Here is a 13,309-nt window from a genome sequence, read left to right as displayed (position 1 = left end):
GGGAGTGCCGTGCGGTTGACGGGGGTGTCGCCCGAGTCCGGCTGGACCGGCCTGTCGGTGCGCACGGCCCTGGCCAACGCGAGCACCCGTCCCGGGCTGCGGCTGCCGGGGCGGGTCACCGTCGTCGCCGGCTCCACCGACGTACCCGTCCTGCACGTCCGGCTCGGCCTGGTCACCACGGCCGAGCCGGACGACCCGGAGGCGCCCCGTCGCCTGGTGCAGTTCCACCAGGCGACGGTGGCCGGCGGTTTCGTGCTGCGGGCCGGGCGGGGCCGGTCGATTCCGTTCGAGTTCCCGCTGCCGTGGGAGACCCCGGTGACCGTGTTCGGCGGGGCGCCCCTGCTCAGCCTGCGGATGGGGCTGCGTACGGAGGTGGCGGTCGAGCCCCGCCTCGACCAGGGCGCGATGGTGCCGGTCTTCGTGCATCCGCTGCCCACCCAGGCGCACGTCCTGGCAGCCCTCGACACGCTCGGCTTCAGCATGCGCCAGGCCGGCCTGGTCGACGCGCGGCTGCCGGGGGTGGCGCAGACCCTGCCGCTGCACCAGCGGCTGGGCTACTGGGTGGCGCCGCTCTACGCCGGGCCGATCACCGAGCTGGAACTGATCTTCATCGCCGAGCCGGCCGGCCTGGAGGTGATCCTCTGGCTGGACCGGCGGCTGGCCCTGGCCGGGATCACCCACCAGAGCATCAGCCGGTTCCGGGTCTGGCACGTCGGCGCCGACAAGCGGGACTGGATCGCGACCGTGGACGCCTGGCTGCGTACGGCGATCAACCGGCACGCCGCGGCCGCCGCGCACGCCGACTGGTCCGCGACCATCTCGGGGTCGGCGCACGTCAGCCGCCCGCCGGACGAGCCGATCCACCCCGGCTTCGGGCTGGGCGGCACCGCCGGCTCCGGCGGCATCGGCGGCTCCGGCGGCGGCGACGGCACGTGACCCGACGGGGTCAGGCGGTGGCGGTGGCCAGCTTGAGGCTGAAGCCGAGGAAGAGCGCGGCGACGCCCGTGGTGGCGCCGGCGGCCAGGCGGTGGCGCCGACGGAACTGCGCCGCCAGGAACGTGCCCGTGAAGATCAGCGCGGTCAGGTAGAGCACGCTGGTGACCTGGGCGATGAGCCCGAGCAGCAGGAACGACAGCGCCGGCCAGGCGTAGCCCGGGTCCACGAACTGGATGAAGAACGAGACGAAGAAGAGGATCGCCTTCGGGTTGAGCAGGCTGATCACCAGCGCCTTGCGGAACGGGCTGCGCATCGCCGCCGGCTCCGCGGCGTCGATGAGCCGCGGGGCGGCCGGGTCGTTGCGGGTCCGCCAGCGTCGCCACGCGCCGCGCAGCATCGTCAACCCCACATAGCCGAGGTACGCGGCGCCGGCGTACTTGATCACGAGGAAGAACGGCGGGTACGCCTGGACCAGCGACGCCACGCCGGCGGCGGAGAGGAACATCAGCACCCCGTCGCCGACGAAGACCCCGCCGGCCGCCCGGTAGCCGGCCGCCACGCCCCGCTGCGCGGCGGTGGAGAGCACGAAGAGGGAGTTGGGACCGGGCAGCAGAACGATCGCCACGGTGCCCAGCACGTACGTCCAGAAGTCGGTGATGCCCAGCACGCCCGCCATCATGGGGCCACGGGTGCCGCCCGGCGAAGCCTTTCCCGGAGCGTGACCTGTGCGTTCGGCCACTCGTCGACGGTCATCGAATACTGCACGGTGTCCCGCCAGGAGCCGTCCGGACGGATCCGGTGCCGCCGCAGCACCCCCTCGCGGGACGCGCCGAGGCGCTCGATCGCCCGCTGCGAGCGCTCGTTGCGGATGTCGGTGTGCCAGACCACCCGTACCGCGCCCAGTTCCTCGAAGGCGCGGGTGAGCAGCAGCAGCTTCGCCTCCGTGTTGATCCCGGTGCGCCACCAGGGGCGGCCCAGGTAGGTGTAGCCGATCGCCACCGCCCGGCGCTCCGGGTCCACCTCGTAGAAGGAGGTGGTGCCGACCACCGTGCCGGTCACCGCGCAGCGCTGCGCCCAGGGCACCCGCTCGCCCCGCCGGTGCGCGGCCAGCGCGGTGGCGATTTCGTCGGCGGTGCCGGCGGCGTCGACCGGCTGCGGGCCGCCCAGGTGCCGCCAGACCTCCCGGTCGGCCGTCGCGGCGTGCAGCTCGTCGGCGTGCGCGAGGTCGAGCGGTTCCAGCAGCACGTGCTCCCCGCGCAGCACCGCCGGGTCGAGCCACGGCGACGTCTCCGGCCGCAGGTACGCCGGCACCGGCACGGTCACCCCGGCGTCGGGTTCGGGCAGCCCGGCGGTCAGCCGCAGCGGCACCACGCCGGCCCAGTGCGGCAGGGCGAGGTCGGTCTCCTCGTCGCGTACGCCGCCGGTGCGGGCGCGCACCGACACCTCCCGCAGCGGCAGGGCCAGCACGGCCGTCTCGGCCAGCTCCCGGCGCGACGGGGGTCGGCTGTCGGCGCTGCGCCCGGCGCCGGCCTTCTCCACCAGGGCGGTCAGCATCCGCAGCTTCTCCCGCTCGTCGGTGACCAGGCGGGCGGTGCCGTGCGCGACCACGGAGCGGTAGTTGGCGCTGTGGTGGAACTGCGAGCGGCCGTAGACGAGGCCGTCGAGCAGGGTGACCGCGACGCAGACCGGCAGCCCGTCGCCCCGGGCGGCGAGCAGTGGCCGGCTGCCGGTGGAGCCGTGCAGGTAGAGGGTGTCGCCGACGCGCACGTGCAGGGTGGGCAGCACCCGGGGTTCGCCGTCGACGGTGAACCCGAGCGCGCAGTCGTACGCCTCGTCGAGGACGGCGTGCGCGGCGGCCTCGTCGTAGCTCATCCGCTCCCGGGAGCGGCTGGCGGTGGTCCGGTCGGTGGGTGCGTACATGGCTCGACCTTTGTTCTAGTACAATCTCTGATTTGTGTCAGCACGCTATCAGGTCGTCGGTACGACGGCCGCCGAGATTTCGGCCAGCATCGAATCGGGCATCCGCTCCGCCGCCCTCGCCCCGGGCGACGCGCTGCCCCCCGTGCGGGAGCTCGCCGCCCGGCTCGCGGTGAGCCCGGCCACCGCCGCCCGCGCCTACCAGGAGCTGCGCCAGCGGGGCCTGGTGGTCACCGCCGGCCGGCACGGCACCCGGGTCCGGCCCCGACCGCCGGTGGCGTCGCGCCGGTCCGCGCTGCGCCCGCCGACCGCCCCCGGCCTGCGCGACCTCTCCCGGGGCGAGCCGGACGTGCGGCTGCTGCCACCCCTCGGGGCGCACCTCGCCGGCCTGGCCGCCGCCGCGGGCGAGCCGGTCGGCTACCCGGCGGCCGGGGTGCTGCCCGAGCTGGCCGAGGCGGCCCGCGAGCGGCTGGCCGCCGACGGCGTGCCGGCGGCGGAGCTGACCGTCACCGGCGGCGCGCTGGACGGCATCGAGCGACTGCTCGGCGCGCACCTGCGCCCCGGCGACGCGGTCGCGGTCGAGGACCCGGGCTGGGCCAACCTGCTCGACCTGGTCGCCGCGCTCGGGCTGCGGCCGATCGGCGTGCCGGTCGACGACGACGGTCCGCTCGTCGGCGGGGTCGCCGCCGCGCTCGCCGCCGGCGCGCGGGCGCTGATCGTGACGAGCCGGGCCCAGAACCCCACGGGCGCGGCGGTCTCCGCCGAGCGGGCCGGCGAGCTGCGCGCCCTGCTCGCCGGCCGGTCCGACCTGCTGCTGATCGAGGACGACCACGCCGCCGAGCTGGCTCGCGTACCGCTGCACCCGCTCGCCGGGGCGACCCCGACGTGGGCCTTCGTCCGCTCGGTGAGCAAGCCGTTCGGCCCCGACCTGCGGCTGGCCGTGCTGGTCGGCGACGAGACCACGGTGGCCCGGGTGGCCGGGCGCGCCCGGGTCGGTGCCGGCTGGGTCTCCACGGTGCTGCAACGGCTGGTCCTGGCGCTCTGGCGGGACCCCGCCGTGGCCGGGCTGGTGGAGCGGGCCGCCGGCAGCTACGAGCGGCGGCGTACGGCGCTGATCGACGCGCTCGCCGACCACGGCCTGGTCGCCCACGGCCGCAGCGGCATCAACGTCTGGCTGCCGGTGGACGACGAGACCAGTGTGCTGACCGCGCTGCGCGACGCCGGCTGGGCGGTCGCGCCCGGCGCGCTGCACCGGATCGCCGGCCCGCCGGCGCTGCGGATCACCGTCAGCTCGCTCGACGAGGCGGAGATCGCGGACCTGGCCGAGGCGGTGGCCCGGGCGGTCCAGCCCGCCCCGGTCGCCGGCTTCACGGCGTGAGCGGGTAGCCCGAGGCGACCCCGGCCGGCCCGGTGCGGGCGACGCCGCGTCGTCACTCCGCCCACACCGTCCACTTTGTTCGCACCGGCGTGTCCCGCCCGGCGGGTCCCCGCGCGTGTTTCCTCCCGCACCGGGTAGAACAGTCGCCATGGCCGAGCAGACCGAGACCGCGCCGGGCGCGCAGAAGTTCATCCCGCCGCGGGCCGACACCCTCGACGACCTGCGCGCCGCCGCCGCCGGCTGCCGTGGCTGCGAGCTCTACCGGGACGCGTCGCAGACGGTCTTCGGCCGCGGCGACGCCGGTGCGCGGGTGGTCTTCGTCGGCGAGCAGCCCGGCGACATGGAGGACCAGAAGGGCCTGCCGTTCGTCGGCCCGGCCGGCCGGCTGCTGCGCAGGGCGGTCGACGACGCGCGACTCGACCCGGGCCACATCTACCTCACCAACGCGGTGAAGCACTTCCGCTTCGAGCAGCGCGGCAAGCGGCGCATCCACCAGACCCCGGACCGGGTGCACATCACCGCCTGCCGGCCCTGGCTGGTGGCCGAGTTCGCCCGGCTGCGCCCGGAGATCGTGGTGGTGCTCGGCGCCACCGCCGCCAAGGCCCTGCTCGGCCCGACGTTCCGGGTGACCCGCCAGCGCGGCGAGCTGCTGCCCTGGCCGGATTCGGCCCAGCACCCGGAGGACTTCCGGCGGGTGCCCGTGGACGCCGAGGGCGCCGTCGCCGACGCCCCGCCGGCGCGGCTGCTGGCCACCATCCACCCGTCCGCCGTGCTGCGCGCGGACGACCAGGACAAGGCGTACGAGGGGCTGGTCGCCGACCTCACCGTCGCCGCCCGCGCCCTCGTCGGCTGAGCCGCCGCTTCCGGCCCGTCGGCCGCTGGGCAGGGCGGGTGGGCGGTGCCACACTTGCCGCCATGGAGCAGCATCTCTACGAGCGCGACCACGAGGAGTTCCGCGAGCTGTGCCGCGAGTTCCTGACCCGCGAGGCGGTGCCCCACCACGAGCGCTGGGAGGCCGACGGCATCGTCGACCGTGAGGTGTGGCGCCGGGCCGGGGCGGCCGGCCTGCTGGGCATGGACGTCGACGCGGAGTACGGCGGCGGCGGTCAGCGGGACTTCCGGTTCAACGCCGTGCTGGACGAGGAGATCGTCGCCGCCGGCTGCACGGGGCTCGGCTTCGGCCTGCACAACGACGTGGTGGCGCCGTACCTGACCGAGCTGACCACCGACGAGCAGCGCAAGCGCTGGCTGCCCGGGTTCTGCTCCGGCGACCTGGTCACCGCGATCGCGATGAGCGAGCCGGGGGCCGGCTCCGACCTGGCCGGGATCCGCACGAGCGCGGTCCGCGACGGCGACAGCTGGGTACTCAACGGCCAGAAGACCTTCATCACCAACGGGGAGATGGCCGACCTGGTGGTCGTGGTCGTGCGTACCGCGCCGGACCAGGGCGCGCACGGGGTGAGCCTGATCGCGGTGGAGAGCGGCACCCCCGGCTTCTCCCGGGGCCGGCGGCTGGCCAAGGTCGGGCTCAAGGCCAACGACACCGCCGAGCTGTTCTTCGACGACTGCCGGGTGCCGGCGGAGAACCTGATCGGCACCGAGAACCACGGCTTCTACCACCTGATGGCCAACCTGCCCCGGGAGCGGCTGAGCATCGCGGTCGCCGCGGTGGCCGCCGCCGAGCGGCTGCTGGCCGTCACCCTCGACTACGCCCGCTCCCGGCAGGCGTTCGGCCGGCCGATCGGCGCGTTCCAGCACAACCGCTTCCTGCTGGCCGAGCTGGACACCGAGGTCACCATCGCCCGCACCTTCGTCAACCACTGCGTCGCGGAGCACAACGCCGGCCGGCTCTCGGTCACCGACGCGGCGAAGGCGAAGTGGTGGACCACCGAGCTGCAGAACAGGGTCGCCGACCGCTGCGTGCAGCTGCACGGCGGCTACGGCTACATGCTGGAGTACCCGGTGGCGAAGGCGTGGCTGGACGGGCGGGTGCAGACGATCTACGGCGGCACCACCGAGATCATGAAGGAGATCATCGGCCGGGGCCTCGGGTTGTAGCGTCAACCGGCTGCCGGGCGGAGGGGCTGGTGCGCAAGGATGAGATGGCATCTCGCCCCTTACCCCGAAGGAGCCGCCATGGCCACCGACCTCGCCGCGCCGCTCGCCGCGCCCGATGTCGCGGCCATCCAGCGGCGTACCCTGCGGCTGCTCTTCGTCACCCAGATCATCGGCGGGGTCGGGGTGACCATCGGCGTCGCCGTCGGGGCGCTGCTCGCCTCCGACATCGCCGGCACCGCCGTGGCGGGCCTGGTCAGCAGCGCCGCCGTCGTGGGCGGGGCGTTGCTCGCCGTGCCGGTCACCCGGATCATGACCGTCGGTGGCCGACGGCCCGGCCTGGTCGTGGCGTACCTGACCGGCGCGGCCGGCGGCGCGCTGGTGGTGCTCGCCGCGGTGACCCGCTGGGTCCCGCTGCTCTTCCTCGGCATGCTCCTGTTCGGCGGCGGCAGCGCGGCCAACCTCCAGGCCCGCTACACGGCGGTGGACCTGGCCGAGCCGGCGCGCCGGGGCCGCCAGCTCTCGTTGATCGTCTGGGCCACCACCCTCGGCGCGGTCGCCGCGCCGAACTTCGCCTCGCTCGCCGACCGCACCACCAGCGGCTGGGGGCTGCCGACGCTGGCCGGTCCGTTCGCGTTCAGCGCCGTCGCGCTGGTGCTGGCCGCCGGGGCGATCCTGGCGCTGCTGCGGCCGGACCCGCTGCTCACGGCGCGCCGGCTGGCGGCGACCGGCACCCCGGCGACCCCGGTCGTCCTGCCGGCGCCGACCGCCCGGCGCGGTGCGGGCATGCGGGCCGCCTGGGCGGTGGTACGCGCGCGGCCGGCCGCCCGGCTCGGCATCGTCGCGGTGGCGGTCGGCCACCTGGTCATGGTCGCGGTGATGGTGATGACCCCGGTGCGCCTGCACGAGTGGCACGACGACGCCGACGTGCTGCGGGTGGTCGGTCTCGTGCTGAGCCTGCACATCGCCGGCATGTACGCGTTGGCCCCGGTGGCGGGCTGGCTCACCGACCGGGTCGGTCGCCGGGCGGTGATCCTCGGCGGCGTCGGGCTGCTGCTCGCGGCGTGTGCGGTCGCCGGCACGGCCGGGCACCACACGGCCTGGCTCTCGGTCGGGTTGTTCCTGCTCGGCCTGGGCTGGTCGGGGACCATGGTCGCGGGCTCGACGCTGCTGTCGGAGTCGGTGCCGGTGGGGATCCGGCCGAGCGTGCAGGGGCTCTCCGACCTGACCATGGGCCTGGCCGGTGCCGCCGCCGGGGCGGTCAGCGGGTTTGTCGTGGAGGCGGCCGGTTACCCGGTGCTCACCGGACTCGCGGCGGTCGCGGTGGTGCCCCTGGTGACGCTAGCGTTGCGGCCGGTGCCGGTGGGGGCACCGGACGAGGAGGACTGATCACGTGCGGCTGACCGACTTCTGGTCCCGGCTGGAGGAGGCCTTCGGGCCCGGCTACGCGGGCAGCATCGCCCGCGACCAGGTCCTCTCGCAGCTCGGTGGGCGGACCATCGAGCAGGCCCTGGCGTCGGGTGAGCAGACCCACGTGGTGTGGCGGGCGGTCTGCGCCGCCTATCCCGACCGGGTGCCCGCCCGACTACGCTGAGCAGCCGTTTCGCGGCTTCCGCGTGTCGCTTGCCGACTCGTACACCTGTTCGGCTATTGTCCACAGCGGGGTGCTCGTCCACAGCTCACGGCCGGTCGGCTGGTTTTCTGTCGGACCCAGCGCCTAGCGTGTCCGCGTGACGCGAAGCTCAGGAAAGACGCCGGCGAAGGCAGGGGTGGCAAACATGGCCGCAGGGCCCGATCGGGAGAAGGCACTCGACCTTGCTCTCGCTCAGATCGACAAGCAGTTCGGCAAGGGTTCGGTGATGCGGCTGGGAGAGCGGCCGGTCGTCCAGACCTCGGTGATTCCGACGGGTTCGATCGCGCTCGACGTGGCGCTCGGCGTGGGCGGTCTGCCCCGGGGCCGGGTCGTCGAGATCTACGGTCCGGAGTCCAGCGGTAAGACCACGGTGGCCCTGCACGCGGTGGCCAACGCCCAGCGGGCCGGCGGCATCGCCGCCTTCGTCGACGCCGAGCACGCGCTCGACCCGGAATACGCGAAGGCCCTCGGTGTCGACACCGACGCCCTGCTGGTCTCCCAGCCGGACACCGGCGAGCAGGCGCTGGAGATCACGGACATGCTGGTCCGCTCCGGCGCGATCGACATCATCGTCATCGACTCGGTGGCCGCGCTGGTGCCGCGCGCCGAGATCGAGGGCGAGATGGGCGACAGCCACGTGGGTCTCCAGGCCCGGCTGATGAGCCAGGCGCTGCGGAAGATCACCGGTGTGCTCAACAACACCGGCACCACGGCGATCTTCATCAACCAGCTCCGCGAGAAGATCGGCGTGATGTTCGGCAGCCCCGAGACCACCACGGGTGGCCGGGCCCTGAAGTTCTACGCCTCGGTCCGGCTCGACGTGCGCCGCATCGAGAGCCTCAAGGACGGCACCGACGTGGTCGGCAACCGCACCCGGGTCAAGGTCGTGAAGAACAAGGTCGCCGCACCGTTCAAGCAGGCCGAGTTCGACATCATGTACGGCAAGGGCATCTCCCGCGAGGGCTCGCTGATCGACGTCGGCGTCGAGCAGGCGATCATCCGCAAGTCCGGCGCCTGGTACACCTACGACGGCGACCAGCTGGGCCAGGGCAAGGAGAAGGCCCGCGAGTTCCTCCGGGAGAACCCGGACGTCGCCGCCGAGATCGAGAAGAAGATCCTGGAGAAGCTCGGCGTCGGGGTCGGCGCGGGTGACGCCGCCGGTGGCCCGGAGCTGCCGCCGGTCGACTTCTGACCGGTCCCTGACCCGTGGCAGGACGACGCGCTCGCACCGGGCGGGGCTGGGATGCCAGCCCCGCCCGCGCGAGTGACGACAGCGCGCCCCGGCCCCGTCGGGCCTGGCGCGGCCGTACCGACGACACCGACCCCGAGGCGCCCCCGGCCCCGCCGCGCGACGAGGCCGAGCTGGCGCGGGAGATCTGCCTGCGCCAGCTGGCCGTCCGGCCCCGCACCCGGGCCGAGCTGGCCGGGGCGCTGGCGAAGCGGGGCGTCTCCGACGAGGTCTCGGCGGAGGTGCTCGACCGCTACGACGAGGTCGGCATCATCGACGACGCCGCGTTCGCCCGGGCCTGGGTGGCCAGCCGGCACTCCGGCCGGGGCCTGGCCCGCCGGGCCCTGGCCAACGAGCTGCGCCAGCGCGGGGTGGACGGCGAGGTCGCGAGCGAGGCGCTCGGCGAGCTCGACGAGGAGACCGAGGCCGAGACCGCCCGCGCCCTGGTGGAGCGGAAGCTGCGCACCGCCCGGGGCGAGCCGGACGCGGTCTTCCGGCGGCTGGTGGCCATGCTGGCCCGCAAGGGCTACCCGCCGGGCGTGGCGATCCGGGCGGTGAAGGACGCGCTCGCCGCGCAGAGCGCCGAGGCGGCCGAGTTCGCCGAGCAGATCGACGCCGACGCGCTCGCCGACGCCGAGGGCGAGCCGGACCGGGACAGCCGCCCCCTCGGGTGAACGGGAGCGCCGGGCCGGGAGGGCTCTGCTGCTCAAGACGTGTCGCGACGGGCCGCTGAGTCCGGTGGTGGGCGGAGGGAAGACTTCGATGCTGAAGGCGTGCCTCAACGGCGCCCGAGGGCGTGACGAGCATCCGGCGCTGCCAGTCACCCCGGTCGAGCTGGCGGCCGACGCGGCCCGCTGCGCGGCGCTCGGGGTCGGCGCGGTGCACGTGCATCCTCGGGACGCCGCCGGCCGGGAGTCCCTGCATCCGTCGGTGGTCGCCGCCGCGCTGGACGCGATCCGGGCCGCCCGGCCGGGGCTGCCGGTCGGGGTGAGCACCGGGTCCTGGATCGAGCCGCAGCCGACCGCCCGGGTGGCCGCGGTCCGGGCCTGGACCGTGCTGCCCGACTTCGCCTCGGTCAACGCTCACGAGCCGGGCGCGGAGGACGTGGCGGCGGCCCTGCACGAGCGGGGCGTCATGGTCGAGGCGGGGCTCTGGACGGTCGACGCGGTCGGGGCGTACGCGCGGTGGCGGGTGCCCGCCGGGCGGATCCTGATCGAGTGCATGGCCGAGGATCCTGCGGTGGCGCTTGCGGACGCCGCCGCGATGCTGGCGGCGCTGCCGTCCCCCGCGGTCGGAAGCCCGCCGGTCCTGCTGCATGCCGAGGGGCCGGCGACCTGGCCGGTGCTGACCGAGGCGGTGCGCCGGGGCCTGCACGGCCGCGTCGGGCTGGAGGACACGCTGTCGCTGCCCGATGGCTCGCCCGCGCCCGACAACGCCGCACTGGTGGCGGCGGCGCTGGCAGCGGGCGCCCGCTGACCCGCCCGACCCGGAACCAACCCTGCGGCCCCGCCGCTACCTCGGCGCGCCGCCGCCCCACGTTCTACGGCCCCGCCGCTGCCTCGCCACCCTGCGGCCCCACCGCCGCCTCGCCACCCTGCGACCCCTCCGCTGCGCGCGGCTCGCCGGCCTCGTCGCGCGCTCACGATCAGTTGACGAGGGTCCGGCCCCGGACCCCGTGAACGGCCGGCTCGGTGACAAACGATCAGGGGAGTGGTGCAGTTGTGCGGCTACCGGCGGGTTCCGGCGAGCGCTGCGGCGCAGACGGTTGCGTCACAGCCGGCCGGTGGCACACCGGCGGGCACGCGCGCGGCCGTCGGGCGGCCCTTCAGCGGGCGGGCGCTCGGGGCCACCGCTGAGCAGGGCCGACGTGCCGGGAGGCCCGATCCGCTGCCGTTTTGTCCACCGGTGTCCGGGCGCGCATCAGCTTTGCGTGACGCGGCAACTTCTCTCCGTTCGGGGGGTTTGATCATGAGTTCTTGACCGGAGCCCCCCGGGAGACCTAGCCTCGCCATACAGGCTCACATTGCCCGACCAAGCGCAGGCTAAGCGCACAACATAGATCGCGTAACGGAACAGCATCACTTTGGCCGATCCGATCGGTCATTGACGGCAGCTTCGGACTGGCCGGTCCGACGCTGGCGTGACAACTGCACCCGGCCGTCGGCGATGCTCCCGCGTGGGCACCGCCGACGGAAGCTACCCCACGGCCAGTCGCTCCGGTCGGGCGTCCACAGCCGCAGGGTGCGTGCCCAACGGCACGGTCGCTGCGGTCCCGACGTTCAGGGGAGGCGGCCATGGCGAGGCGGCGCAGTTCCACCGGGGTCCCGACATGAGCGGGCCGGTCGGGCCGGGCCCCGTGGCCACCGGGCGGAACGGGGCGCCGACATGAGCGGGTTCGACGTCGTGATCCTCGCCGTGGTGCTGGTCCTGACCGTGGTCGTGCTCGGGGCGGTGCTGCTCGGCGTACGGGCACTGCGCCGGTTCGGTGCGGCGCCGGCGCCCGAGGATCCCGCCTTCATCGCCGAGAAGGACCGGCAGGAGCAGTCCCTCGCGGCCCTGCGCACCGCCGCCGACGAGGCCAACAGCACGATCGACGTGGCCAAGTCCGCCGCCGCGGCGGCCCGCACCGAGGCGGCGGCCGCGAAGGCCGAGGCGAAGGCGGCCCGGGCGGAGGCCCGCCGGGTGCTCGACGACGCCCGGGCGGAGGCCGACACCGTCCTGGAGCGGGCCCACAAGCAGGCCGAGGCCGACGCGGAGCAGTTGCGGGCCACCGCCCGGCGCAGCGGCGAGCGGGAGGTCGCGGTGCTCGCCGCCACCACCCGCGAGCAGGCCGCCGAGGTGGAGCGGCGGGCGGCCCGGATGGACGAGCGCGAGCGGCTGCACACCGAGGAGGTGGAGCGGCTCGCCGAGCGGGAGCGGCAGCTCACCGCCGCCAGCGCGGCCCTGTCGGCCCGCGAGGCCGCCCTCGCCCAGCGGGAGGCCGAGCTGGCCGAGGCGGAGGAGCACCGGCGCCGCGAGCTGGAGCGGGTCGCCGGCCTCACCGCCGACGCGGCCCGGGCGGAGCTCATCGAGGCGATCGAGGTCCAGGCCAAGCGGGAGGCCGCCCTGCTGGTCCGCGACATCGAGTCCGACGCCCGTGGCACCGCCGAGCAGCGCGCCCGGCACATCGTCGTGGACGCCATCCAGCGGGTCGCCAGCGAGCAGACGGCGGAGAGCGTGGTCAGCGTCCTGCACCTGCCCGGCGACGAGATGAAGGGGCGGATCATCGGCCGGGAGGGCCGCAACATCCGAGCCTTCGAGTCGGTCACCGGCGTCAACCTGATCATCGACGACACCCCCGAGGCGGTGCTGCTCTCCTGCTTCGACCCGGTGCGCCGGGAGGTCGGCCGGCTGACGCTGGAGAAGCTGGTCCTGGACGGGCGGATCCACCCGCACCGCATCGAGGAGGTCTACGACCTGGCCCGGCACGAGGTGGAGGAGCTCTGCCAGCGGGCCGCCGAGGACGCCCTGGTCGAGGTCGGCATCACCGAGATCCACCCGGAGCTGGTCACCCTGCTCGGCCGGCTGCGCTACCGGACGTCGTACGGGCAGAACGTGCTCAAGCACCTGGTGGAGACCGCGCACATCGCCGGCATCATGGCCGCCGAGTTGCGGCTGGACGTGCCGATCATCAAGCGCTCGGCGTTCCTGCACGACATCGGCAAGGCGCTCACCCACGAGGTGGAGGGCAGCCACGCCATCATCGGCGCCGACCTGGCCCGCAAGTACGGCGAGAGCGAGGACGTCGTCCACGCCATCGAGGCGCACCACAACGAGGTGCCGCCGCAGACCATCGAGGCCGTCCTCACCCAGGCGTCCGACGCCTGCTCGGGCGGTCGGCCGGGGGCTCGGCGGGAGAGCCTGGAGGCGTACGTCAAGCGGCTGGAGCGGATCGAGGAGATCGCGGCCGGGAAGCTCGGCGTGGAGAAGGTCTTCGCCATGCAGGCCGGCCGGGAGATCCGGGTGATGGTCAAGCCCGACGACGTGGACGACATCGGCGCCGCCGTGCTGGCCCGGGACGTGGCCAAGCAGATCGAGGAGGAGCTGACCTATCCGGGTCAGATCCGGGTGACCGTGGTCCGCGAGTCCCGGGTCACCGAGATCGCCCGCTGACGGCGTCGAC

General features: G+C 74.7%; 12 protein-coding genes. 10 read left to right on the top strand and 2 right to left on the bottom strand.

Annotated elements, in window-relative coordinates:
* Positions 1-9: 9 nt before the first annotated feature.
* Positions 10-936 carry a sporulation protein gene (locus DER29_RS03520; protein ID WP_121396000.1) on the top strand — a complete coding sequence of 309 codons (927 nt, stop codon included), beginning with the start codon at positions 10-12 and terminating at the stop codon, positions 934-936.
* Between the two features lie 10 nt (positions 937-946).
* Here DER29_RS03520 and leuE read toward each other — a convergent pair whose 3' ends face one another.
* Positions 947-1,615: a leucine efflux protein LeuE gene (gene leuE / locus DER29_RS03515; protein WP_121395999.1), complete on the bottom strand. Its 669-nt coding sequence runs from the start codon at positions 1,613-1,615 to the stop codon at positions 947-949.
* A complete protein-coding gene (locus tag DER29_RS03510; RefSeq protein WP_121395998.1) occupies positions 1,612-2,856 on the bottom strand; it encodes a bifunctional pyridoxamine 5'-phosphate oxidase family protein/GNAT family N-acetyltransferase in 1,245 nt (414 codons plus the stop codon). Before DER29_RS03510 ends, leuE begins: the two co-directional genes overlap by 4 nt.
* 34 nt (positions 2,857-2,890) lie before the next feature.
* Between DER29_RS03510 and DER29_RS03505 the strand changes: the two genes are divergently transcribed.
* The 9 genes from DER29_RS03505 (at position 2,891) to rny (ending at position 13,299) form a co-directional block, all read left to right on the top strand.
* A complete protein-coding gene (locus DER29_RS03505; RefSeq protein WP_121395997.1) occupies positions 2,891-4,231 on the top strand; it encodes an aminotransferase class I/II-fold pyridoxal phosphate-dependent enzyme in 1,341 nt (446 codons plus the stop codon).
* 148 nt (positions 4,232-4,379) lie between these two features.
* Complete coding sequence (locus DER29_RS03500) at positions 4,380-5,084, top strand: UdgX family uracil-DNA binding protein (RefSeq protein ID WP_121395996.1); 705 nt, start codon at positions 4,380-4,382, stop codon at positions 5,082-5,084.
* A 62-nt stretch (positions 5,085-5,146) separates the two neighbouring features.
* Positions 5,147-6,289, top strand: coding sequence for an acyl-CoA dehydrogenase family protein (locus tag DER29_RS03495; RefSeq protein ID WP_121395995.1), 1,143 nt, complete (start codon positions 5,147-5,149; stop codon positions 6,287-6,289).
* 78 nt (positions 6,290-6,367) lie between these two features.
* Entirely contained in the window at positions 6,368-7,675 is a 1,308-nt protein-coding gene (locus DER29_RS03490; protein ID WP_121395994.1) for an MFS transporter, read from the top strand.
* A 4-nt stretch (positions 7,676-7,679) separates the two neighbouring features.
* On the top strand, positions 7,680-7,880 hold the full coding sequence (locus DER29_RS03485) for a DUF3046 domain-containing protein (protein WP_121395993.1): 201 nt from the start codon (positions 7,680-7,682) through the stop codon (positions 7,878-7,880).
* Between the two features lie 184 nt (positions 7,881-8,064).
* The gene (gene recA / locus DER29_RS03480; protein ID WP_089001435.1) at positions 8,065-9,111 is read left to right on the top strand and encodes a recombinase RecA; all 1,047 of its coding nucleotides are present in this window, start codon (positions 8,065-8,067) and stop codon (positions 9,109-9,111) included.
* Between the two features lie 14 nt (positions 9,112-9,125).
* Entirely contained in the window at positions 9,126-9,821 is a 696-nt protein-coding gene (locus DER29_RS03475) for a regulatory protein RecX (RefSeq protein WP_121395992.1), read from the top strand.
* Between the two features lie 88 nt (positions 9,822-9,909).
* Complete coding sequence (locus tag DER29_RS03470; RefSeq protein ID WP_121395991.1) at positions 9,910-10,623, top strand: 3-keto-5-aminohexanoate cleavage protein; 714 nt, start codon at positions 9,910-9,912, stop codon at positions 10,621-10,623.
* Between the two features lie 909 nt (positions 10,624-11,532).
* The gene (gene rny, locus DER29_RS03465) at positions 11,533-13,299 is read left to right on the top strand and encodes a ribonuclease Y (RefSeq protein ID WP_121395990.1); all 1,767 of its coding nucleotides are present in this window, start codon (positions 11,533-11,535) and stop codon (positions 13,297-13,299) included.
* The last annotated feature ends 10 nt before the right edge of the window (positions 13,300-13,309 follow it).

This window comes from Micromonospora sp. M71_S20, assembly GCF_003664255.1.
GTDB lineage: Bacteria > Actinomycetota > Actinomycetes > Mycobacteriales > Micromonosporaceae > Micromonospora.
Note: the sequence above shows the minus strand (reverse complement) of the source record. Positions and strands in the feature narration are given on the sequence as shown.

What these genes read in the sequence shown, in the direction of transcription:
- leuE (WP_121395999.1), bottom strand. Translation starts at nt 1,615, where the DNA reads ATGATGGCGGGCGTGCTGGGCATCACCGACTTCTGGACGTACGTGCTG.
- DER29_RS03510 (WP_121395998.1), bottom strand. Translation starts at nt 2,856, where the DNA reads ATGTACGCACCCACCGACCGGACCACCGCCAGCCGCTCCCGGGAGCGG.
- DER29_RS03500 (WP_121395996.1), top strand. Translation starts at nt 4,380, where the DNA reads ATGGCCGAGCAGACCGAGACCGCGCCGGGCGCGCAGAAGTTCATCCCG.
- DER29_RS03495 (WP_121395995.1), top strand. Translation starts at nt 5,147, where the DNA reads ATGGAGCAGCATCTCTACGAGCGCGACCACGAGGAGTTCCGCGAGCTG.
- DER29_RS03490 (WP_121395994.1), top strand. Translation starts at nt 6,368, where the DNA reads ATGGCCACCGACCTCGCCGCGCCGCTCGCCGCGCCCGATGTCGCGGCC.
- recA (WP_089001435.1), top strand. Translation starts at nt 8,065, where the DNA reads ATGGCCGCAGGGCCCGATCGGGAGAAGGCACTCGACCTTGCTCTCGCT.
- DER29_RS03470 (WP_121395991.1), top strand. Translation starts at nt 9,910, where the DNA reads ATGCTGAAGGCGTGCCTCAACGGCGCCCGAGGGCGTGACGAGCATCCG.
- rny (WP_121395990.1), top strand. Translation starts at nt 11,533, where the DNA reads ATGAGCGGGTTCGACGTCGTGATCCTCGCCGTGGTGCTGGTCCTGACC.